Source organism: Variovorax sp. GW821-FHT10D07 (assembly GCF_059415325.1).
Genome location: NZ_JBWKMZ010000007.1, coordinates 271,241 through 291,969 on the forward strand (window position 1 = coordinate 271,241; position 20,729 = coordinate 291,969).

The 20,729-nt window shown below is 71.3% G+C and carries 19 protein-coding genes; 18 read left to right on the plus strand and 1 reads right to left on the minus strand.

Translation table 11 applies throughout. The features are described 5' to 3' along the window. From AC07PU_RS21805 to AC07PU_RS21840, 8 genes are all read left to right on the plus strand, one after another. Nucleotides 1-1,014, plus strand: coding sequence for a 2Fe-2S iron-sulfur cluster-binding protein (locus AC07PU_RS21805; RefSeq protein WP_495320431.1), 1,014 nt, complete (start codon nt 1-3; stop codon nt 1,012-1,014). A 51-nt stretch (nt 1,015-1,065) separates the two neighbouring features. After that, nucleotides 1,066-2,232 (plus strand): ABC transporter substrate-binding protein, encoded by a 1,167-nt coding sequence (locus tag AC07PU_RS21810; RefSeq protein WP_495320433.1) that lies wholly within the window; start codon nt 1,066-1,068, stop codon nt 2,230-2,232. 22 nt (nt 2,233-2,254) lie between these two features. After that, a complete protein-coding gene (locus AC07PU_RS21815; protein WP_495320435.1) occupies nt 2,255-3,292 on the plus strand; it encodes a branched-chain amino acid ABC transporter permease in 1,038 nt (345 codons plus the stop codon). Further along, entirely contained in the window at nt 3,289-5,076 is a 1,788-nt protein-coding gene (locus tag AC07PU_RS21820) for a branched-chain amino acid ABC transporter ATP-binding protein/permease (RefSeq protein WP_495320437.1), read from the plus strand. The genes AC07PU_RS21815 and AC07PU_RS21820 overlap by 4 nt, the downstream gene beginning before the upstream one ends. Further along, entirely contained in the window at nt 5,073-5,837 is a 765-nt protein-coding gene (locus AC07PU_RS21825) for an ABC transporter ATP-binding protein (protein WP_495320439.1), read from the plus strand. Before AC07PU_RS21820 ends, AC07PU_RS21825 begins: the two co-directional genes overlap by 4 nt. 15 nt (nt 5,838-5,852) lie before the next feature. Then, nucleotides 5,853-7,262 carry an FAD-binding oxidoreductase gene (locus AC07PU_RS21830; RefSeq protein ID WP_495320441.1) on the plus strand — a complete coding sequence of 470 codons (1,410 nt, stop codon included), beginning with the start codon at nt 5,853-5,855 and terminating at the stop codon, nt 7,260-7,262. A gap of 120 nt (nt 7,263-7,382) precedes the next feature. Next, complete coding sequence (locus tag AC07PU_RS21835) at nt 7,383-7,748, plus strand: hypothetical protein (RefSeq protein WP_495320443.1); 366 nt, start codon at nt 7,383-7,385, stop codon at nt 7,746-7,748. Next, the gene (locus tag AC07PU_RS21840) at nt 7,745-8,488 is read left to right on the plus strand and encodes a zeta toxin family protein (RefSeq protein ID WP_495320445.1); all 744 of its coding nucleotides are present in this window, start codon (nt 7,745-7,747) and stop codon (nt 8,486-8,488) included. The genes AC07PU_RS21835 and AC07PU_RS21840 overlap by 4 nt, the downstream gene beginning before the upstream one ends. An 18-nt stretch (nt 8,489-8,506) precedes the next feature. Here the strand turns inward: AC07PU_RS21840 and AC07PU_RS21845 are convergent, their stop codons facing one another. Further along, nucleotides 8,507-9,001 (minus strand): Lrp/AsnC family transcriptional regulator, encoded by a 495-nt coding sequence (locus AC07PU_RS21845; protein WP_057589770.1) that lies wholly within the window; start codon nt 8,999-9,001, stop codon nt 8,507-8,509. Nucleotides 9,002-9,119: 118 nt separating this feature from the next. Here AC07PU_RS21845 and AC07PU_RS21850 point away from each other — a divergent pair, with 118 nt between their 5' ends. The 10 genes from AC07PU_RS21850 (at nt 9,120) to AC07PU_RS21895 (ending at nt 20,725) form a co-directional block, all read left to right on the plus strand. Next, nucleotides 9,120-12,629, plus strand: coding sequence for an indolepyruvate ferredoxin oxidoreductase family protein (locus tag AC07PU_RS21850; RefSeq protein WP_495320448.1), 3,510 nt, complete (start codon nt 9,120-9,122; stop codon nt 12,627-12,629). 16 nt (nt 12,630-12,645) lie between these two features. Beyond that, nucleotides 12,646-12,984 (plus strand): YciI family protein, encoded by a 339-nt coding sequence (locus AC07PU_RS21855; RefSeq protein WP_495320450.1) that lies wholly within the window; start codon nt 12,646-12,648, stop codon nt 12,982-12,984. A gap of 62 nt (nt 12,985-13,046) precedes the next feature. Next, nucleotides 13,047-13,580 (plus strand): MarR family winged helix-turn-helix transcriptional regulator, encoded by a 534-nt coding sequence (locus AC07PU_RS21860; RefSeq protein ID WP_057589773.1) that lies wholly within the window; start codon nt 13,047-13,049, stop codon nt 13,578-13,580. Nucleotides 13,581-13,769: 189 nt separating this feature from the next. Further along, on the plus strand, nt 13,770-14,774 hold the full coding sequence (locus AC07PU_RS21865) for a Bug family tripartite tricarboxylate transporter substrate binding protein (RefSeq protein WP_495320453.1): 1,005 nt from the start codon (nt 13,770-13,772) through the stop codon (nt 14,772-14,774). Nucleotides 14,775-14,789: 15 nt separating this feature from the next. Beyond that, entirely contained in the window at nt 14,790-15,854 is a 1,065-nt protein-coding gene (gene hppD / locus AC07PU_RS21870; RefSeq protein WP_495320455.1) for a 4-hydroxyphenylpyruvate dioxygenase, read from the plus strand. A 4-nt stretch (nt 15,855-15,858) separates the two neighbouring features. Beyond that, nucleotides 15,859-16,182, plus strand: coding sequence for a YciI family protein (locus AC07PU_RS21875; protein WP_495320457.1), 324 nt, complete (start codon nt 15,859-15,861; stop codon nt 16,180-16,182). A gap of 7 nt (nt 16,183-16,189) precedes the next feature. Then, nucleotides 16,190-17,368: a homogentisate 1,2-dioxygenase gene (locus AC07PU_RS21880; protein ID WP_495320459.1), complete on the plus strand. Its 1,179-nt coding sequence runs from the start codon at nt 16,190-16,192 to the stop codon at nt 17,366-17,368. Then, the gene (locus AC07PU_RS21885; protein WP_495320461.1) at nt 17,365-18,345 is read left to right on the plus strand and encodes a fumarylacetoacetate hydrolase family protein; all 981 of its coding nucleotides are present in this window, start codon (nt 17,365-17,367) and stop codon (nt 18,343-18,345) included. Before AC07PU_RS21880 ends, AC07PU_RS21885 begins: the two co-directional genes overlap by 4 nt. After that, nucleotides 18,342-19,721 carry an FAD-binding oxidoreductase gene (locus AC07PU_RS21890; RefSeq protein ID WP_495320463.1) on the plus strand — a complete coding sequence of 460 codons (1,380 nt, stop codon included), beginning with the start codon at nt 18,342-18,344 and terminating at the stop codon, nt 19,719-19,721. The genes AC07PU_RS21885 and AC07PU_RS21890 overlap by 4 nt, the downstream gene beginning before the upstream one ends. Before the next feature lie 38 nt (nt 19,722-19,759). Next, the gene (locus AC07PU_RS21895) at nt 19,760-20,725 is read left to right on the plus strand and encodes an ABC transporter substrate-binding protein (RefSeq protein WP_495320630.1); all 966 of its coding nucleotides are present in this window, start codon (nt 19,760-19,762) and stop codon (nt 20,723-20,725) included. Nucleotides 20,726-20,729: the final 4 nt, after the last annotated feature.

Below are 20,729 nucleotides of genomic sequence, written 5' to 3' on the forward strand. Positions count from 1 at the left end.
ATGAGCCGAACGATCCTCGTCAACGAGGCGATCCGCTTCGGCGTCCCCGAGGGAGAGATCATCCTGGACGCCGCGCTGTCGCAAGGCGTGGTGCTGCCGCACCAGTGCCGCGGCGCCTCCTGCGGCATGTGCAAGGCACGCGTCACGCAGGGCACGGTCGACAACGGCTGGTCGCTGGGCCTCGCGATCTCCGACCAGGAGATCGCCGAGGGCTTCTGCCTGATGTGCCAGGCGCGCCCGCTGAGCGCCGAGGTGCATCTGCGCACCGTGCAGCCGATCCCGGGCGGCGAGGGCTCGGCCGTGCAGAGCTTCGAGGCGCGCGTGCTGTGCAACACCCCGCTGACGCCGCGCGTGCGGCGGCTGGTGCTGCAGGCGAGCGAGCCGCTGCGCTTCGAGGCGCAGGCCGGCGCCTACGTCGAGCTCGCGCTGCCGGGCCTGTCGCCGCACCGGCGCTACAGCCTCGCGACCGTGCCTTCGAGCACGGGCCTGATCGAGCTGCTGGTGGCGCGCCATCCGGGCGGCGCGGCCAGCGGCCACATCCACGACCTGCTGCAGCCCGGCGACACCGTCGGCGTGACCGGGCCCTACGGCACCTGCCGGCTGCCCGAGGGCGAGGGCCCGGTGCTCGGCCTCGCGGGCGGCACCGGCCTGGCGCCCGTGCTCTCGATCATGGAGGACGCGCTCGCGCACGGCGACACCAGCCCGATGACGCTGCTGTTCTCGGTGCGCGACGACGCCGAGCTGATGCTGATGGACCGCCTCGCGGGGCTGGCCCGCGCGCATCCGAACTTCCGCTATGCGCTGCTGGTGACCGAGGCGCGCAGCCGCTTCTGCACCAGGCAACAGTACGCGCCCTCGTGGCTGCGCGAGCACCACGGCTCGCTGGCCGGCGCCCGCGCGGTGATCGGCGGCTCGCCGGGCTTCGTCGCCGCCTGTTCCGACACCTGCATCGCGCTGGGCATGGCGAGCACGGCGATCTCCGCCGACAGCTTCACGCCGGTGGCGCAGACCTAGCGCGCTTTCGATTTCTTTCCCGGTACGACAGACACATAAAAGGAGACAACGATGATCGAGATTGCAAAGGCCCGCTTCCGGGCCGCCGCCTTCGGCGCGGCACTGTGCTTCGCGGCGCTTTCGGGCGCGCGGGCCGACATCAACGTGGGCGTGGTGGTCTCGGCCACCGGGCCCGCGGCCTCGGTGGGCGTGACCCAGCAGCGCACGGTGTCGGTGCTGCCCGCCACCGCGGGCGGCAAGAAGGTCAACTACATCCTGCTCGACGACGCGTCCGACACCTCGACCACGGTCAAGAACGTGCGCAAGCTGATCTCCGAGTCGGCGATCGACCTGCTGATCGGGCCGAGCCTCACGCCCAACTCGCTGGCCGTGCTCGACATCCTGGTGGAGAGCGGCACGCCGATGATCAGTCTCGCGGGCTCGGGCGCCATCGTCGAGCCGGTGGACGACCGCAAGCGCTGGGCCTTCAAGACCCCGCAGAGCGACACCCACATGGCGACCGCGATCATCAAGCACATGGCCGACAACGGCGTGAAGCGCGTGGCCTTCATCGGCTTCAACGACGCCTACGGCGAGGGCTGGTGGCGCGAGTTCGGCAAGCTCGCCGAACTGCGCAAGATCGAGGTGGTGGCCAACGAGCGCTACACGCGCACCGATGCCTCGGTCACCGGCCAGGTGCTCAAGCTGCTGGCCTCGCAGCCCGACGCGGTGTTCATCGCGGCCTCGGGCACGCCAGCGGTGCTGCCGCAGGCCACGCTGTTCGACCGCGGCTACCGTGGCAAGGTCTACCAGACCCATGGCGTGGCGAACAACGACTTCCTGCGCGTGGGCGGCGCCAAGCTCGAGGGCACCTTCGTGCCGGCCGGCCCAGTGCTGGTGGCCGAGCAGTTGCCCGACAGCCACCCGGCGAAGAAGCCCTCGCTCGATTTCATCCGCAAGTACGAGGCGCTGCCCAACGCGGGCCAGCGCTCCACCTTCGCCGCCTACCTCTGGGACGCGGCGCTGATCCTGCAGGACGCCGCGCCGCGCGCGCTCAAGGGCGCCAAGCCCGGCACGCCCGAATTCCGCAAGGCGCTGCGCGATGCGATCGAGTCCACGCAGGACCTGCATGCCACCAACGGCGTCTACAGCCTCGGGCCCAAGGACCACATCGGCCTGGACCAGCGCAGCCGCGTGATGGTGCGCATCGAGAAGGGCAACTGGAAGTACATCCCCTGACGCGCGGCGGATCCCACAGATCATGGACATGCAGATCTTCGGCCTGCTGGTGCAGGACGGCCTCGCGAGCGGCGCGGTCTACGTGCTGCTGGCGCTGGCGCTCGTGATGGTCTTCACCGTCACGCGCATCGTGTTCGTCCCGCAGGGCGAATTCGTCAGCGCCAGCGTGCTGACCATCGCGGCCTTCCAGCAGGGCCAGGCGCCGGGGCTGGCGGTGCCGGTGGCGGCGGTGGCCCTGCTGGCCTGCGGCATGGAAGCCGCCGAGCGCCTGCGACAGCGCAACCTCGCGGGGCTGGGCGGCCGGCTCGCGCTGCTCGGCGCGCTGCCGCTGGCGGCCTGCGCCTTCGCCTGGTTCGGCGTCGATGCGCGCTCGCCGGCCTGGATGCAGACGGCCGCGGCTGTGGCGCTGGTCACGGCGATGGGGCCGCTGATCTACCGCACCGTGTTCCGGCCGATGGGCAATGCCTCGCCGCTGGTGCTGCTGGTGGCGGCGATCGCGCTGCACTTCGTGCTGGTGGCGCTGGGCCTGTACGTGTTCGGGCCCGAGGGCTCGCGGCTGCCGGGCTTCGAACTGCCGGCCGGCCTGCTCGCGGGGCTGCCGGTGGCGCCGCAGACATTGGCGGTGGTGGCGGCGAGCGCCGTGCTCGTGGCCGTGTTCTTCGCCTTCTTCGGCCACACGCTGAGCGGCAAGGCGCTGCGCGCCACCGCCGTGTGCCGCGACGGCGCGCGGCTGGTCGGCATCTCGCCCGACCACTCGGGCGAACTGGCGCTGACCATCGCCGCCTTCATCGGCGCGGTCTCGGGCGTGCTGATCGGCCCGTTCACCACCATCTACTACGACTCGGGCTTCCTGCTCGCGCTCAAGGGCTTCGTCGGCGCGATCGTCGGCGGGCTCTCGGGCTACGTCCTCGCCGCCGCGGGCTCGCTCGTGGTGGGCCTGCTCGAGGCCTTCTCGTCCTACGGCGCGAGCGCCGCCAAGGAGATCATCGTGTTCGCATTGATCGTGCCGCTGCTGCTGTGGCGTTCGCTGGCCGACCCGCATTCGCAGGAGGCTTCATGAGCTTTCGTTCCTGGGTGCTCGCGGCCGTCGCCGTGGCGGCCGCCGCGGGCGTGGCGCTGTTCGCCTCGAGCTACTACGTCACGCTCGCGAGCTTCGTGCTGCTCTACGCCACGGTGGCGCTCGGGCTCACGCTGATGACCGGCTTCGCGGGCCTGATCTCCTTCGGGCAGGCGGCCTTCGTCGGCATCGGCGCCTATGCGGCCGGCTACCTCGCGGTGGCGCACGGCGTGCCGGGCTGGGCCACGCTGCTGGCCGGCGTTGCCCTCGCCACGCTGTCGGCCGCTGGCATCGGCGCGCTCACGCTCTCGATGGGCGGCCACTACCTCTCGCTGGCCACGCTGGCCTGGGGCGTGGTCGTCTACTACGGGCTCGGCATCATCGAGCCGCTGGGTGGCTTCAACGGCCTCGCGGGCATTCCCGCACTGAACCTGTTCGGCTTCGACTTCGCGTCCGAGCGCTCGATGTTCTGCCTGATCGCGCTGGGCTTCGCGCTGGCCTTCTGGCTGGTGCGCAACCTGCTCGATTCGCGGCTGGGCCGCGCGGTGCGCGCGCTGCGCGCCGGCGCCGACCTGCCCGAGGCCTTCGGCGCGCATGCGTTCCGGCTCAAGGTCGCGGTGTTCTGCACGGCCGCGGGCCTGGCCGGCATGGCGGGCTGGCTCTACGTCTACATGCAGCGCTTCCTTAATCCCACGCCCTTCGGGCTGCAGATGAGCATCGAGTACCTGTTCATGGCGGTGATGGGCGGCGTGGGCGCGCTGTGGGGCGCGCTCGCGGGCGCCGGCGTGGTGGTGGTGCTCAAGCAGGTGCTGCAGGACGTGCTGCCGGCATTGCTCGGCCGCTCGGGCAACTTCGAGATGGCGGTGTTCGGCGTGCTGATGCTGCTGATCCTCGCGCGCGCCAACGCGGGGCTGTGGCCGCTGCTCGCGCGCTGGACGCGCCTCACGGCCGCCGTGCCGCGGCGGCCCGCGCCGCGCGGCGCGCCGGCCGAGCTGCGCGCGCCCGCGCAGCACGCAGCCGCCGCGCCGGGCGAGGTGCTGCTGCGCGTCGACGGGGCCGAGAAACGCTTCGGCGGGCTGGTCGCGGTCAACGGCGTCTCCTTCGAGGTACGCGGCGGCGAGATCGTCGCGCTGCTCGGGCCCAACGGCGCGGGCAAGAGCACGCTGTTCAACCTGATCACCGGCCTGCTGCCCGCCAGCGCCGGCGCGATCACCCTGCGCGGCCAGCGCATCGATGCGCTCGGCGCGCGCCACGTGGCCGCGCGCGGCGTGGCGCGCACCTTCCAGCACGTGAAGCTGGTGGCCGACATGAGCGTGCGCGACAACGCGGCGCTCGGCTGCCACCTGCTCGGGCGCGACGGCTGGCTGCGCGCCATGCTGCGGCTCGATCGCCGCGAGGAGGCCGCGATCGAGGCCATGGCGCTGGCGCAGCTGCGGCGCTGCGGCCTCGAGGACCTCGCGGATGCGCCCGCCGCCAGCCTGCCTTTGGGCAAGCAGCGCATCCTGGAGATCGCGCGCGCCCTGTGCGCCCGCCCGCAACTGCTGCTGCTCGACGAGCCCGCGGCCGGCCTGCGGCACCAGGAGAAGAAGACCCTGGCCGCACTGCTCAAGCAACTGCGCGGCGAGGGCGTGACCGTGCTCATCGTGGACCACGACATGGAATTCATCATGGACATCGCCGACCGCCTGGTCGTGATGCAGTTCGGCCAGAAGATCGCCGAGGGCGAGGCGCAGGCGGTGCGCGACGACCCGCGCGTGCAGCAAGCCTACCTGGGGAGCGCGGCATGACGCTGGAAGCCCGCGCCCTGTGCGCGTTCCATGGCCGCATCCCGGCGCTGCACGAGGTCGACGTGGCGGTGCCGTCCTCGGGCATCGTCACCGTGGTCGGCCCCAACGGCGCCGGCAAGTCCACGCTGCTGGCCGCGCTCATGGGCCGGCTGCCGATGAGCGGCGAGGTGCGGCTCGACGGCACCGACCTGCGCTTCGTCTCGCCCGAGCGCCGCGTGGCCATGGGCCTTTCGCTGGTGCCCGAGCAGCGCGACCTGTTCGGCACCATGAGCGTGGCCGACAACCTCGAGCTCGGCGCCTTCTGCTGGCGCCGCGCGGGCCGGCGCGCGATCGCCGCCGAGATGGAGCGCGTGTATGCGCTGTTCCCGCGCCTGGGCGAGCGGCATGCGCAGCTCGCGCACACGCTCTCGGGCGGCGAGCGGCAGATGCTCGCGCTGGGCCGCGCGCTGATGGCGCGCCCGCGCATCCTGCTGCTCGACGAGCCGAGCCTGGGGCTCGCGCCGCTGGTGGTGCGCGACATCTTCGCCACCGTGCGGCGGCTGCAGGCGCAGGGCGTGGCGATCCTGCTGGTCGAGCAGAACGCGCGTGCCGCCTTCGAGGTGGCCGACCATGCCTACGTGCTCGAGATGGGCCGCGTGAGCCTGCAGGGGCCGGCGGCCGAGGTCGCGCGCGATGCGCGGGTCGCCGACAGCTACCTGGGGCGGGTCGCGGCGCCCTCGGCCGCTATCGAATCGACGCCGCCCGAGAAACTGGCGGCCTGAAGAAGGAGACCCCCGATGAACGAAGAATCCCTCGCGCCGCGCGAGCGCCCCGTCGCCGCCGTGATCCACCAGTTGCGCGAACGCTTCGGCGAGCGCTGCGCGACCGGCCAGGCGGTGCGCGACCAGCACGGCAAGGACGTGTCCTTCCATCCGCTGCATGCGCCCGACGCGGTGGTGTTCGCGGAGTCGACAGAGGAGGTGGCCGCGGTCGCGCGGCTGTGCCACGCGGCCTCGGTGCCGATGATCCCGTTCGGCACCGGCACCTCGTGCGAAGGCGGCGTCGCGGCGCTGCATGGCGGCATCTGCATCGACCTCTCGCGCATGAACGCCGTGCTCGAGATCCACGAGGCCGACTTCGATTGCCGCGTGCAGGCCGGCGTGACGCGCAAGCAGCTCAACGCGGCGCTGCACGGCAGCGGCCTGCATTTCCCGATCGATCCCGGTGCCGATGCCTCGATCGGCGGCATGGTGTCGACGCGCGCCTCGGGCACCAACGCCGTGCGCTACGGCACCATGCGCGAGAGCGTGATGTCGCTCGAGGTGGTGCTGCCCGACGGCGAGGTGGTGCGCACCGGCGGGCGCGCGCGCAAGTCGGCCGCGGGCTACGACCTCACGCACCTGTTCACCGGCGCCGAGGGCACGCTGGGCATCGTCACCGAGGTGGGCCTCAGGCTGCATCCGCTGCCCGAACGGATCGCGGCCGCGCGCTGCGGCTTTCCCGACCTGCGCGCGGCCATCGAGGCGGTCACCGCGATCATGCAGACCGGCGTGCCGGTGGGCCGCATCGAGTTCCTCGATGCGCAGCAGGTCGAGGCCTGCAACCGCTACGCGAAGCTCGGGCTGCCGGTCATGCCCACCTTGTTCCTCGAGTTCCACGGCGCGCCCGAGAGCGTGGCGCAGCAGGTGCGCGTGGCCGAGGAGCTCGCGGCCGAGCACGGCGGCGTGGGCTTCGCCTGGGCCGACACGCCCGAGCAGCGCAGCCGGCTCTGGCAGGCGCGCCACGACGTGTGGTGGGCCGCGCTCGCGCTGCGCCCCGGCTGCCAGGGCATGCCCACCGATGCCTGCGTGCCGATCTCGCGCCTGAGCGAGGCGGTGCTGGCGGCGCGCGCCGACGTCGAGGAACTCGGGCTCACCGCGCCCATGTGCGGCCACGTGGGCGACGGCAACTTCCACCTGTGCGTGGTGGTCGATCCCGCCGATGCCGACGAGATGGCGCGCGCCGAGACGCTCAACGCGCGGCTGATGCGCCGCGCCATCGCGATGGGCGGCACCTGCACCGGCGAGCACGGCATCGGCTACGGCAAGCTCGACTTCCTCGAACTCGAGCGCGGTGCCTCGATGCGCGTGATGGCGGCGATCAAGCAGGCGCTCGATCCGCGCGGGGTCATGAATCCGGGGAAGGTGCTGCGACGCGGCGTCGGCTGACGGAGCGGCGGCAACCGCCATCGCACTCATGGAGAGGTAACCATGTTTTGAAACCATCGACGGCCTTTTTGAGCAAAATAGTCGCGACCCCTCCATCTGCGCCACAACCGAGACGCCCCGATGCTTGCCAAGAAGCCTTCCGTTCCTGCCAGACCTACCCGGGACGCCAACGCCGGCAGGATCGTCGTGAACACCGTCAACGGCGGTTCGGCCTTTTCCACGGTGAGATTCGGCGCGGTGAGCGTGAACGCAGTGTCCCCCGGGGACGACGAGTTGCGTCGCAACGTCAGCAGCGGGCAGGCCGCGCTCGCTAGAGCTCTGCCCAAGCTCGTCAGGCCGGGCGTGACGGTCAAAAGCCTTGCCGGCGTGCCTCTTTTTCGGGCGGATCCGCAAGATCCAAGTCGGCTCATCCGTGAAGTCAACGGCAAGATGGCGACGGGCAGATTCGTCAATGGCAAGTTCAAGGTGCTGAGCGCCAAGCGATGACGACGCTCGCCCAGGCGGTTGCAAAGGTTCAGCGTACCCAGCGTCGCTCGAAGAAGCCGCTTGCGGTGATCCTTGCTGGCCACAATGGTTCGGGCAAGTCGACGATGTGGCGTCGCTACCTGTCGTCAAGTTTCCAGATTCCCTTGGTGAATGCCGACCGGATGATGCTGTCCATCCTTCCGGAGCCGGATGGCCACGGCAAGTTGATCAAGTGGGCGCAGGAATTGCGGGATACGGACGAGAGCTGGATGAAGGTCGCTCAGAAAGGTGTCGAGGCCTTCGTGGGCCAAGCCATGGCACGTGGCGTGCCGTTTGCCATGGAGACCGTTTTCTCTTACTGGGAAGAGCTGCCGGATGGGTCGGTCAAGTCCAAGATCCATCTCATCCGCGAGATGCAGCAAGCCGGCTACTTCGTCATGCTGTTCTTCGTCGGTCTGTCGAACGTGCAGTTGTCGATCGGACGCGTGGTCACACGCATCGCCGAGGGCGGCCACGCGGTAGGCGTCGACAAGCTCATCGATCGGTTCCCGCGCACCCAGAAGGCGATCGCTACCGCGTCGATGGTGGCCGACGCCACGATCTTCGCCGACAACAGCCGTACTGCCCGGCAGGCGTTTACCGTGTGCCGCATCCAGATTGGCGAGCGTGAAGCTTTTGACCTGCGACGCAACACACGTCGTCGGATGCCTGGCGAAATCGGCGAGTGGCTCAACGTCGTGAGCCCGCAACCCGTCGCGTAGCGCTCGTCCCGCTCCTTGCTAGAGCGGCACCCGCGTCAGATCGAGCCGGGTGTCGTTCTTCACCTCGCGCAGCGCGACCGAGGTCTTGATCTGCCGGATGCCCTCGAGCTTCAGCATGAAGCGGTGCAGGAAGCGGTCGAAGGCCAGCGCGTCGGGCACCACGATCTTGAGGATGTAGTCGCCGTCGCCGGTGGTGACCCAGCACTCGAGGATCTCGGGCGTGGCCTGCACCGCGCGCTCGAAGGCCGCCACCACCGTTTCCGAATGCCGCTCCAGGCTGATCTGCGTGAACATGCAGCCGTGCAGCCCGACCTTGTTGCGGTCGACCAGCGCGACGAAGCGGCGGATGATGCCGCTGTCCTCGAGTTCGCGCAGCCGGCGCCAGCAGGGCGCCGAGGACAGGCCCACCTCGTCGGCCAGCGCCTGCACCGTCATGCGGCCGTCGGCCTGCAGCAGGTCGAGGATGCGGCGCGTGGGCGCGTCGGACAGCGGCGTCGAATCGGTCTTTCCCATAGCGGCGTTCTCCGGAATGAAACATGCCGGGTTGTCACCAACGCCGCATGGATCGCAATTATATATGCTGTCCAGACGGATTAATATTTGATCTTCCCCCGATGGACGGATCCACACCATGCAGACAGAAGAAGCAGCGCCCGCGCTGGAGACAGGCTACCGGCTCGAAGACAACCGCACCGCGCGCGCAGGCCGCGTGTTCCTCACCGGCACGCAGGCGCTGGTGCGCCTGCTGTTCCGTCAGCAGCAGGAGGACAAGGCCCGCGGCTGGAACACCGCCGGCTATGTGAGCGGCTACCGCGGTTCGCCGCTCGCGGGCGTCGACACCGAGCTGTGGCGCGCCAAGTCGGACCTGGCCGAGCACGGCATCCGCTTCCTGCCGGCGATCAACGAGGACCTCGCGGCCACCGCGGTGATGGGCACGCAGCAGGTCGGCCTGGACCCCGAGCGCGAGGTCGATGGCGTGTTCGCCATGTGGTACGGCAAGGGGCCGGGCGTGGACCGCGCGGGCGACGCGATCCGCCACGGCAACGCGGCCGGCACCTCGCGCCGCGGCGGCGTGCTGATGGTGGTGGGCGACGACCATGCGGCCACGTCCTCGTCGATTCCCAATGCCAGCGACCTGTCGCTGATGGGCTGGGGCATCCCGATCGTGCATCCGGCCTCGGTCGACGAGTACGAGGCCTTCGGCCTCTGGGGCTGGGCCGCCTCGCGCCATGCCAGCACCTGGGTCGCGTTCAAGGCGATCTCGGAGACGGTCGAGAGCGCGCGTTCGGTCGAGGCCTCCTCGGGCGCGGCACTCGCATTGCCCGAAGCGTCCGAGTTGCCCGACACCTCCGCGCTCGAATACCGCACCAGCGACTTCCTCACGCCGGCCGTCGAGCTGCGACTGGCCGCCAAGCTCGAGGCCTTCAGCGCCTTCGCGCGCGGCAATCCGCTCGATCGCCTGGTGGTGCCGGCGCCCGGCGCCACGGCCGGCATCGTGGCGGTCGGCAAATCCTTCCATGACCTGATGGAGGTGCTGCAGCGCTGCGGCCTCGGCGCCGACGACCTGCCGGCGCTCGGCCTGCGGCTCTACAAGCCGGGCCTGGTGTTCCCGCTCGATGCCGAGGGCGCCGACCGCTTCTGCGAAGGGCTGTCGCATGTGCTGGTGATCGAGGAGAAGGCCTCGGTGGTCGAGCAGCAGCTCAAGGACCGGGTGTTCAACCGCGCGCGCCGGCCCACGGTCTGCGGCAAGCAGGACCTCGAGGGCCATCCGCTGCTGGCCTGGACCGGCCAGCTCTCGCCCGCGAGCATCGCCGCTGCGCTGCGGACGTGGCTGCGCGCCGTCGACCACCCATTGGCCGCGCGCATCGACAGCGCGCGCTTCGCCGCGCGCGCGGCGCTGTCGAACGAGGCCGACGGCATGCGGCGGCTGCCGTACTTCTGCTCGGGTTGCCCGCACAACAGCTCGACCAAGGTGCCCGAGGGCAGCCAGGCGCAGGCCGGCGTTGGCTGCCACTACATGGCGAGCTGGATGGACCGCGGCACGGGCGGCCTCACGCAGATGGGCGGCGAGGGCACCGACTGGCTCGGGCGCGGCGCCTTCACGCGCGTGCCGCACGTGTTCCAGAACATGGGCGAGGGCACCTACTTCCACTCGGGCTACCTCGCGATCCGGCAGGCGGTGGCGGGCGGTGCCAACATCACCTACAAGATCCTGTTCAACGACGCGGTGGCGATGACCGGCGGCCAGCCCGTCGACGGCCAGACCAGCGTGCCGCAGATCTGCACCCAGGTCGCGAGCGAAGGCGCGCGCAAGGTGGTGGTGGTGACCGACGAACCGCAGCGCTACCACGGCGTGGCGCTGGCCGCGGGCGTGCAGGTGCGGCACCGGCGCGAGCTCGACATGGTGCAGCGCGAGCTGCGCGAGATCGCGGGCGTCACGGTGCTGGTCTACGACCAGACCTGCGCGGCCGAGAAGCGCCGCCGCCGCAAGCGCAAGAGCTATCCCGATCCGGCGCGGCGCGTGCTCATCAACCCCGAGGTCTGCGAAGGCTGTGGCGACTGCGGCACGCAGTCGAACTGCCTGTCGGTCGCGCCGCTCGAGACCTCGTTCGGCCGCAAGCGCCAGATCGACCAGTCGAGCTGCAACAAGGACTTCTCGTGCGCCGAGGGCTTCTGCCCCAGCTTCGTGAGCGTGCTCGGCGGCAGCCTGCGCAAGGGCACGGCGGCCGCGCCCGCGCAGGACCCCGAGGCGCTCGCGGCCGCGCTGCCGCTGCCCGCGCTGCCTTCGCTCGCGCAGCCCTTCGACCTGATGATCGCGGGCGTCGGCGGCACCGGCGTGATCACGCTCGGCGCGCTGATCGCGATGGCCGCGCACCTCGAGGGCAAGGGCATCTCGGTGCTCGACTTCACCGCGCTCGCGCAGAAGGGCGGCTCGGTCGTGAGCCACGTGCGCCTGGCCGACACGCCCGATCGCCTGCATGCGGTGCGTCTGCTGCCGGGCACCGCGCGCACCCTGATCGCCGCCGACCTCGTGGTAGGCGTGCTGCCCGACGTGCTGGGCGTGATCGGCGAGGGCCGCACGCGCGTGGTGGTCAACACCCACCTGCAGACCCTGGCCGAGTTCACGCGCCAGCCCGACCTGCCCTACCGCGAGGACGCGCTGCTCGCCAAGATCGAGGCCGCCGCGGGTGCCGGGCAGGTCGAGCGCATCGATGCGAACGCCACCGCCAAGGCGCTGCTGGGCGACGCCATCGGCGCCAACATGCTGATGCTCGGCCATGCCTGGCAGCAGGGCGGCGTGCCGGTGAGCCTGGCAGCGCTGATGCGCGCGATCGAGCTCAACGGCGTGGCCGTGGCCGCCAACAAGCGCGCCTTCGCGGCCGGCCGGCTCACGGCCGCCGATCCGCAATGGCGCCAGACGCTGATGGGCGACCGGGGCAGCGTCGTCACGCTGAACCTGCCGCAGTCCTTCGAGAAGCTGCTCGACGAGCGCGTGCGCTTCCTCACCGACTACCAGGACGCGCGCTATGCGCGCCGCTACCTCGACACCGTGCGCCGCGTGGAGGCCGCCGAGCGCGCCGTCGCGCTCGGCGCGCGGCGGCCGCGGCTGGCGGAGGCGGTGGCGCGTTCGCTGTTCAAGCTGATGGCCTACAAGGACGAGTACGAGGTCGCGCGGCTGCATGCGCGGCCCGAGTTCCTGCAGAACCTGCGCAGCCAGTTCGAGGGCGACTTCAAGCTGCAATTCCACCTGGCGCCGCCGATCTTCGAGAAGCGCGGTGCGGATGGAAAGGTGCTAAAGCGCAGCTTCGGCGCCTGGATGCTGCCGGTGTTCCGCACGCTCGCGGCGCTGCGCGGCCTGCGCGGCACGCCGCTCGATCCCTTCGGCTGGCTGGCCGAGCGACGCGAGGAGCGTGCGCTGGTGGTCGAGTACGAAGGGCTCGTCGGGCGCCTGCTCGACGGGCTGACGAGCGAGCGCATCGGCAGCGCGGTGGCGGTCGCGGCGCTGCCCGAGAAGATCCGCGGCTACGGGCACGTGAAGGCATGCGGCATCGCCGAGTACCGCCGCAATCTGCCGGTGCTGCTGGCGGCGCACGATGCACCGCCGCCCGCGATGCAGCCGCCCGCGCTGAAGACCGCCTGAGCCAGGAGCGCCCGCCATGCCCATCGCTCTCGATTGCCGCTATCGCCCCGGCGGCGCGCAGGACCGCCTGCCGATCCGCGCGGTCCACCTCGACTACATGATCGCGAACCAGGCGCGCGTGCTGCACGGCGGCCCGTCGCTGGCCGACGGCGAGCTGGTCGGCATGTACCTGCTGCTGGCCACCGACGACCCCGCGCAGGCCGACGACTTCCTGGCCGGCGAGCCCTATGCGCGCGCCGGGCTCTTCGCCGAGGTGCGGCGCACGCTCTTCACGGGCTACCTGCCAGAGCCGCGCGAAGGCTTCCTGCACGAACTGCGGCGCGAGGCGGCGCGCGGGGTCTCGGCATTGGACTGAGGCCGCGCGGCGTGCCTGCGCTAAAGTCCCCGGCCATGCCGTCCAAAGAGAGTGCCTCCCCCATGCCCCGCGATGCCGCCAGCGTTCAACCCGACGGCATCCTGCGCCTGAACGACTGGCTGCCCTACCAGTGCTCGGTCATCACGAACCGCGTGAGCGGCATGCTGGCGCGCATGTACTCGGAGGAACTCGGCATCGGCGTGGTCGAGTGGCGCGTGCTCGCCAACCTGGTCGCGTTCTCGCCGATGTCGGCGACCGAGCTGTCGGAGAGCACGGCCATGGACAAGGTCAGCATCACGCGCGCGCTGAACCTGCTCGTGACCAAGAAGCTGGTCTCGCGCCGCGTCGATGCCAAGGACCGCCGCAAGGTCGTGCTGCGCCTCACCAAGACCGGCGCCGACGCCTACGAGCGCGTGATGCCGCTGGCGCGCGCCATCGAGCAGGAGCTGACCAGCGCGCTCACGCCGCAGGAGCTCAAGACCGTGCAGGCGGCGATGCAGGTGCTGGTGGCGCGCGCCAATGCCACGCTGGACGACACGCGCGACTGGCGCGAGCTCGCGCCGGCCGACGCACTACCGGCGGCCGCGGCAGTCTGAATCCCCGCGCGGCCGGCGCCACGCCTTTCCCCCCGTTGCGATCGATCCGCGCGTCGCGGAGGCACGCGCACGCCCGCTTGCTAGCGAGCCCACGGGCAGAAGCAAGAAATCAATTTCCAAAGGAAACAGTTTCACAATGAAATGAATAGGCCTAGAATCCGGCGCACCCCATAAAAAAGGAGACAAGCCATGATTCGACGCCGCGACATCCTTGCCGGTTCGGCCTGCGCCGCAGCGGGTGCGCTGATCCCGGTCTTCCCCCTGGCGGCCGCCGCCGAAACCCCGCCCACGCTGTCGAAGACGGCGCGCATCGTGATGGGCTTTCCCGCGGGCGGCTCGGGCGATTCCATCGCGCGGCTGCTGGCCGAACGCATCAAGGGCAGCTACGCGCCGGTGGTGCTGGTCGAGAACCGCGTGGGCGCGGGCGGACGCCTCGCGATGGACCACGTGAAGGCGGCGGAGGCCGACGGCAGCGCGCTGGTGCTGGCGCCCGCCTCGGTGATGGTGATCTATCCGCACGTCTACAAGCGGCTGTCGTACGACCCGCTCAAGGACTTCGCGCCGGTGTCGACCGTGTGCACCTTCCAGTTCGGCCTCAGCGTGGGGCCGGCGGTGCCGCCCGAGGTACGCACCGTGCAGCAGTTCGCGCAGTGGTGCAACGCCAATCCCTCGAAGGCCAGCTTCGGCTCGCCGGGCGAGGGCACGATGGCCCACTTCGCGGGCGTGGTGATCGGCAAGGCCGCGGGCATGAACCTCACGCACGTGCCCTACAAGGGCGGCGCGCCCGCCATCCAGGACGTGGTGGGCGGCCAGATCGCGGCCTCGGTCAACGTGCTGAGCGAGCCGTTGCCGTTCGCGAAGGAAGGGCGCATCCGCGTACTGGCCACCACCGGCTCCGCGCGCTCGCCCGATCTGCCCGAGGCGCCCACCATGCGCGAGGCCGGCTTTCGCGACTTCGACATCCAGGAGTACTTCGCCGTCTGGGCGCCCGCCAGGACGCCGCCCGCCGTCGTGAACGCACTGGCCGCGCAGATCCGCGACGCCGTGGCCACGAAGGAACTGCAGGAGGCCTATGCCGCGCGCGCCTTCCTGCCGAGCGCGGTCACGCCGCGCGAACTCGACGCCATGGTGCGCGCCGACCTCGCCAAATGGGCGCCGATCGTGCGGTCCACCGGTTTTTCCATCGACAGCTGAAGCCAGGAGAATTCAATGACCCAGAAGGAACGTGCAGAGGTGCTCGGCACCGCGTTCATGGAGTTCGCAAGTCCCGACCCGCAGGCGCTGGCCGCCGTGCTCGAGCGCATGGGCTTTCGCACCGTCGCGCGGCATCGCGCGGGGCATGCGCTGCTGATGCGGCAGGCCGGTGTCGAGTTCATCGTCGGCACGCGCCAGGATGGGCATGCGATGCGATTCGCCGCCCACCACGGACCGTCGTGCGCAGGCATGGCCTTTCGCGTGGCCGACAGCGCGCGTGCGATGGCGCTGGCCCGCGAGCGCGGCGCGCAGCCGCTCGACGCGGCGGCGACGTCGCTGCTGCCGGACTGCGCGCTGCAGGGCATCGGCGGCAGCGCGCTCTACCTGGTCGACGACGCGGCGCTCGCGGCGCTGCACGCGCAGTTCGACTTCGATCCGGCCGCCGTGCCCGACACCGGCGCGGACTTCGCTCCCTTCGTGCGCGTCGACCACGTCACGCACTGCGTGCACCCGGGCAACATGCCCCAGTGGGTGGACTTCTACAAGAACATCTTCGGCTTCGAGGAAGTGTTCAAGTTCGTCGCCGGCGACGCCAGCAACGGCTTCGACACGATCGCGGTGCGCGACCCCGCGAGCACCGCCTGCGTGACCGTGGTGTCGCCCATGGGCCGCTGCTCGCAGATCCAGGAGTTCATCGACGAGTACAACGGCGAGGGCATCCAGCACATCGCGCTGTTCAGCGACGACCTCTACACCAGCGTGGAGCGGCTGCGCGGTGCCGGCGTGGAGTTCCTGCCCACGCCCTCGGCCTACTACGACGCGCTCGACACCCGGCTGCCGGGCCATGGCGAGGACGTGGCGCGCATGAAGTCGCTGGGCATGCTGCTCGACGGCGCCGCCACCGGCGAGAACCCCGACGCGCGTGCGCGCTTCCTGCTGCAGATCTTCACGCGCAAGATGATCGGGCCGATCTTCTTCGAGGCCATCCAGCGCAAGGGCGACACCTCGTTCGGCGAGGGCAACGCCAAGGCGCTGTTCGAGGCCATCAAGCGCGAGCAGGCCGGCGCGGACGCGCACTGAGACCATGGCCTGGCTCATCCGCTGCCTCTATCGCCCCGGCGGCGCGCAGGACCGCTTGCCGGTGCGCGCCGACCACATCCGCCACATGCTGGCCTGGCTGCCCCGCACCGTGTTCGGCGCGGCGCTGCTCGACGCCGATGCGCGCGAGCCGATCGGCATGGTGGTCGCGCTGTCGGTCGCCTCGCGCGCCGAGGCGCGGCGCTTCATCGACACCGAGCCCTACAGCCGCGCGGGCCTGTTCGCCAGCGTCGAGCTCACGCCGCTGGTCCAGATGACCCCGCCCCACACGCCCGAATTCCTGCAGGCCGAACTGCGCAAGTGCCAGTGAACCGTCCATGAACAAACCCATCGTCCTTCCCATGCGCGCCGGCATCGCCTCGCGCCAGGCCCACGCGGACATCCCGCCCGGCACCTACGAGCGCGAGATCGGCCGCGAGGGCTTCGGCGGCCAGGCCACGCACATGTACCACCGCCATGCGCCCACGGCCTGGCTGCGCTGGGACGGCCCGCACCGCCCGCGCGCCTACGACCTCAACCAGCTGCCCGCCGCCGCGCAAGGCCTCGACTGCCCGCTCGACGCGCCGCTGGTCGCGGGCAATGCCCACATGCGGCTGCGCTGCTGGAAGCCCTCCGCGCCCATGCGCCACCTGGCGCGCAACGCCGACGGCGACGAGCTGCTGTTCGTCCACGAGGGCGGCGGCGATCTCTACTGCGACTACGGCCACCTGCGCCTGCGCGATGGCGACTACCTGCTGCTGCCGCGCGGCACCGCCTGGCGCTACGAGCCCGCGGCACCGTCCTTCCTGCTGCTGCTCGAAGCCACGGGCGACAGCTTCCGCCTGCCCGAGCGCGGGCTGCTCGGCGAGCATGCGCTGTTCGACCCCGGCGTGCTCGACGTGCCGCAGCTCGACGAGGCCTTCGTCGCGCAGCAGCACGCCGCGCCGCGCGAGTGGGCCGTGCGCATCCAGGCGCGGCACCGCGTGTCCACGCTGACCTATCCGCACGACCCGCTCGACGCGCTGGGCTGGAAGGGCACGCTCGCGCCGGTGCGCCTCAACTGGCGCGACATCCGGCCCGTGCTCAGCGCGCGCTACCACCTGCCGCCCTCGGCCCACACCACCTTCCTCACGCAGCGCGTGGCGGTCTGCACCTTCTGCCCGCGGCCGGCCGAGACCGACCCGGGCGCGCTGAAGGTGCCGTTCTTCCATTCGAACGACGACTACGACGAGCTGCTGTTCCTGCACGCGGGCCGCTTCTTCAGCCGCGACGGCATGGGGCCGGGCGCGATGACCTTCCATCCCGCCGGCTTCCCGCACGGGCCGCATCCCGCGGCCTATCGCAACAGCCTGTCGGCACCGCGCACCGAGCTGCACGAGGTCGCCATCAACATCGACGCGCGCGATCCGCTCGACATCGGCCCGGGCATGGCGGCCTTCGAGCGCGCGGAGCATGCCGATTCCTGGCGCGGCTACCTCGATGCGCCCGAAGACAAGACCGAACAGGTGACCGCATGAGGCTCGCGACGCTGAACAACGGCCGGCGCGACGGCCAGCTCGTGGTGGTGTCGGCCGATGCGCGGCGCTGCCTCGCCGTGCCCGAGGCCGCGCCCACCTTGCAGGCCGCGCTCGACGACTGGGAGCATGCGGCGCCGCTGCTGCGCGCGGCCGCGGCCCGGCTCGACGCCGAGCCCGCCGCGGGCCAGCCGCTCGAACTCGCGGCGCTGCTGGCGCCGCTGCCGCGCGCCTACCAGTGGGTCGATGCCAGCGGCTACCTGTCGCACATGGAGCGCGTGCGCCGCGCGCGCGGCGCCGAGATGCCGCCGTCGGCGCGCACCGAGCCCGTCATCTACCAGGGCTTGTCGGACCGCAACCTCGCCTGGTGCGATGACATTCCCGCCGACCCGGCCTGGGGCGCCGACCTCGAGGGCGAACTCGCCGTGATCGTCGGCGACCTGGGCCCCGCGCCCACGCCCGAGCAGGCGCTGGCCCAGGTGCGGCTGCTGGTGCTGGTCAACGATGTCTCGCTGCGCGCGCTGATCCCGGGCGAACTGGCCAAGGGTTTCGGCTTCTTCCACGGCAAGCCCGCGAGTGCCTTCGGCCCCTTCGCCGTCACGCCCGACGAGCTGGGCGCCGACTGGCGCGAGGGCCGCGCCTTCGGCCGCCTGCGCGTCGAGGTCAACGGCCAGGTGCGCGGCGAGCTGCGCACCGGCGATGACCAGGACTTCAGCTTCGTCGACATCCTGCGCTATGCCACCCGCACGCGCGGACTCGGCGTGGGCAGCATCGTCGGCGCCGGCACGGTCTCCAACCGCGATGCTTCGCGCGGCGTGGCCTGCATCGTCGAGCAGCGCACGCTGCAGCAGCTCGCGGGGCAGGGGCCCGATGCGCTGGCGCCGTACCTGGTGCCGGGCGACACCGTGGGCCTGTCGTTTCATACCGACGACGGGCGCGAGCTGTTCGGCCGCATCGAGCAGAAGGCGGTGGCCGCATGAACGACGCGACCCTGGCCTGCATCGACGACCTGCGCGGCTGGCTCGGCGAGCGGCTGTCCACGGCGCCGGCCGTGCGCGACCAGCATGGCCGCGACACCACCTTCCATCCGGTGATGCCGCCCGATGCGGTCGCGTTTCCGCAGACCGTGGCCGAGGTGCAGCGCATCGTCGCCACCTGCGCCGCGCGGCGCGTGCCGCTCGTGGCCTTCGGCACCGGCACCTCCTGCGAGGGCCACATCGCGGCGCTGCGTGGCGGCATCAGCCTGGACACGCGCGGACTCGACCGCATCCGCGACGTTCGCGCGGCCGACATGGACGCGACCGTCGAAGCCGGCGTGACCCGCAAGAGCCTCAATGCGCACCTGCACGGCACCGGCCTGCAGTTCCCGGTCGATCCGGGCGCGGACGCCTCGATCGGCGGCATGGTGTCCACGCGCGCCTCGGGCACCAACGCCATGCGCTACGGCACCATGCGCGAGAACGTGATGGCGCTCGAGGTGGTGCTGCCCGACGGCGAACTGATCCGCACCGGCACGCGCGCGCGCAAGTCCGCGGCCGGCTACGACCTCACGCGCCTGTTCGTCGGCGCCGAGGGCACGCTCGGCATCGTGACGGCGGCGACCGTGCGCCTGCATGCGCTGCCCGAGCACGTGGCGGCCGCCACCTGCGCCTTCGGCACCTTGCGCGCCGCGGTCGACACCGTGATCGAGACGCTGCAGGGCGGCGTGCAGCTCGGCCGCGTCGAACTGCTCGACGCGCTGCAGGTGGAGGCCGTGAACCGCTATTCGCGGCTCGGCATGGCGGTCGCGCCCACGCTGTTCTTCGAGTTCCACGGCAGCGAGCCCGAGGTCGCGCACCAGGTGAAGGTGGTGCGCGAGATCGCGGCCTCGCACGGCGGCCAGGACTTCGCATGGGCGCACCGGCCCGAGGACCGCAGCCGGCTGTGGCAGGCGCGGCACGACATCTGGTGGGCCAACAAGGGCCTGCGCCCGGGCGCCGAAGGCCTGCCCACCGACGTCTGCGTGCCGATCTCCGAGCTGGCCGACCAGATCGAGGCCGCGCAGCAGGACGTGCGGGCCGAAGGACTGATCGCGCCGATCTGCGGCCATGTCGGCGATGGGAACTTCCACCTGTGCTTCATGGTAGACCCGTCGGACGCCGCCGAGATCGCGCGCGTGAAGGCCGCCTATGCGCGGATGATTCGGCGCGCGCTCGCGGTCGGCGGCACCTGCACCGGCGAGCACGGCATCGGCCACGGCAAGGTCGAGTTCCTGCGCGAGGAGGCCGGCGGGGGCTTTCGCGTCATGCAGGCGCTGCGCGCCGCGCTCGATCCGCTCGGCATCCTGAATCCCGGCAAGGTCACCGGGTTCTTCTGAGTTCGTCGACCCCCTCAACCCCTGGAGATCCTCCCATGATGAAACGCCCCTTCCGGGTGGCGCTGCTCGCGCTCGTCCTCGCTCCTTTCGCCGCGCTGCCGGCCCACGCCGCCGATGCGCGTGTCAGCGTCACGGCCATCGTCGACCACCCCGCGCTCGATGCGGCGCGCCAAGGCATCGTCGAGGAGCTCGCCGCGGCCGGCTACGTGGTCGGAAAGAACTTGCGGCTCGACTACCAGAGCGCGCAAGGCAACACCGCGACCGCGGCCCAGATCGCGCGCAAGTTCGTCGGTGACCGGCCCGACGTGATCGTCGCGATGTCCACGCCCTCGGCGCAGACCGTGGTCGCGGCGACGCGCGAGATCCCCATCGTGTTCAGCGCCGTGACCGATCCGGTCGCCGCGAAGCTGGTCAAGTCGTGGGAGGCCACGGGCGGCAACGTCACGGGCGTGTCGGACCTGCCGCTGCTGGACAAGCACCTGGCCCTGCTGCGCCAGGCGCTGCCGGCCGCCAGGCGCATCGGCGTGGTCTACAACCCCGGCGAGGCCAACTCCGTCGCCGCGATCGCGCAGCTGAAGAAGCTCGCGCAGCCGGCTGGCCTTAGCGTGCTCGAAGGTGCCGCGCCGCGCACCGTGGACGTGGCGAGCGCGGCCCAGAGCCTGGTGGGCAAGGTCGATGCGATCTACGCGCCGACCGACAACAACGTGACCTCGGCCTTCGAGGCCCTGGCCAAGGTGGCGGACCAGGGCCGGGTGCCGCTGATCGCGGCCGACCCCTCGCTCGCGGCGCGCGGCGCGGCGCTGGGCATCGGCACCAACTACCACGACCTCGGCCGCCAGTCGGGCAAGCTGGTGGTGCGTGTGCTCAAGGGCGAGTCGCCCGGCAGCATCGCATCGCAGGTCAGCCCGACGCTGGAGCTGCTCGTGAACCAGGCCGCGGCGCGGCGGCAGGGGCTGGCGCTGTCCGATGCGCTGCTCAAGTCCGCGACCCGCGTGATCGACTGAGCAC

What these genes read in the sequence shown, in the direction of transcription:
- AC07PU_RS21805 (WP_495320431.1), top strand. Translation starts at nt 1, where the DNA reads ATGAGCCGAACGATCCTCGTCAACGAGGCGATCCGCTTCGGCGTCCCC.
- AC07PU_RS21825 (WP_495320439.1), top strand. Translation starts at nt 5,073, where the DNA reads ATGACGCTGGAAGCCCGCGCCCTGTGCGCGTTCCATGGCCGCATCCCG.
- AC07PU_RS21890 (WP_495320463.1), top strand. Translation starts at nt 18,342, where the DNA reads ATGAACGACGCGACCCTGGCCTGCATCGACGACCTGCGCGGCTGGCTC.
- AC07PU_RS21815 (WP_495320435.1), top strand. Translation starts at nt 2,255, where the DNA reads ATGGACATGCAGATCTTCGGCCTGCTGGTGCAGGACGGCCTCGCGAGC.
- AC07PU_RS21840 (WP_495320445.1), top strand. Translation starts at nt 7,745, where the DNA reads ATGACGACGCTCGCCCAGGCGGTTGCAAAGGTTCAGCGTACCCAGCGT.
- AC07PU_RS21810 (WP_495320433.1), top strand. Translation starts at nt 1,066, where the DNA reads ATGATCGAGATTGCAAAGGCCCGCTTCCGGGCCGCCGCCTTCGGCGCG.
- AC07PU_RS21820 (WP_495320437.1), top strand. Translation starts at nt 3,289, where the DNA reads ATGAGCTTTCGTTCCTGGGTGCTCGCGGCCGTCGCCGTGGCGGCCGCC.
- AC07PU_RS21865 (WP_495320453.1), top strand. Translation starts at nt 13,770, where the DNA reads ATGATTCGACGCCGCGACATCCTTGCCGGTTCGGCCTGCGCCGCAGCG.
- AC07PU_RS21835 (WP_495320443.1), top strand. Translation starts at nt 7,383, where the DNA reads ATGCTTGCCAAGAAGCCTTCCGTTCCTGCCAGACCTACCCGGGACGCC.
- AC07PU_RS21860 (WP_057589773.1), top strand. Translation starts at nt 13,047, where the DNA reads ATGCCCCGCGATGCCGCCAGCGTTCAACCCGACGGCATCCTGCGCCTG.
- hppD (WP_495320455.1), top strand. Translation starts at nt 14,790, where the DNA reads ATGACCCAGAAGGAACGTGCAGAGGTGCTCGGCACCGCGTTCATGGAG.
- AC07PU_RS21880 (WP_495320459.1), top strand. Translation starts at nt 16,190, where the DNA reads ATGAACAAACCCATCGTCCTTCCCATGCGCGCCGGCATCGCCTCGCGC.
- AC07PU_RS21875 (WP_495320457.1), top strand. Translation starts at nt 15,859, where the DNA reads ATGGCCTGGCTCATCCGCTGCCTCTATCGCCCCGGCGGCGCGCAGGAC.
- AC07PU_RS21845 (WP_057589770.1), bottom strand. Translation starts at nt 9,001, where the DNA reads ATGGGAAAGACCGATTCGACGCCGCTGTCCGACGCGCCCACGCGCCGC.
- AC07PU_RS21885 (WP_495320461.1), top strand. Translation starts at nt 17,365, where the DNA reads ATGAGGCTCGCGACGCTGAACAACGGCCGGCGCGACGGCCAGCTCGTG.
- AC07PU_RS21895 (WP_495320630.1), top strand. Translation starts at nt 19,760, where the DNA reads ATGAAACGCCCCTTCCGGGTGGCGCTGCTCGCGCTCGTCCTCGCTCCT.
- AC07PU_RS21830 (WP_495320441.1), top strand. Translation starts at nt 5,853, where the DNA reads ATGAACGAAGAATCCCTCGCGCCGCGCGAGCGCCCCGTCGCCGCCGTG.
- AC07PU_RS21850 (WP_495320448.1), top strand. Translation starts at nt 9,120, where the DNA reads ATGCAGACAGAAGAAGCAGCGCCCGCGCTGGAGACAGGCTACCGGCTC.
- AC07PU_RS21855 (WP_495320450.1), top strand. Translation starts at nt 12,646, where the DNA reads ATGCCCATCGCTCTCGATTGCCGCTATCGCCCCGGCGGCGCGCAGGAC.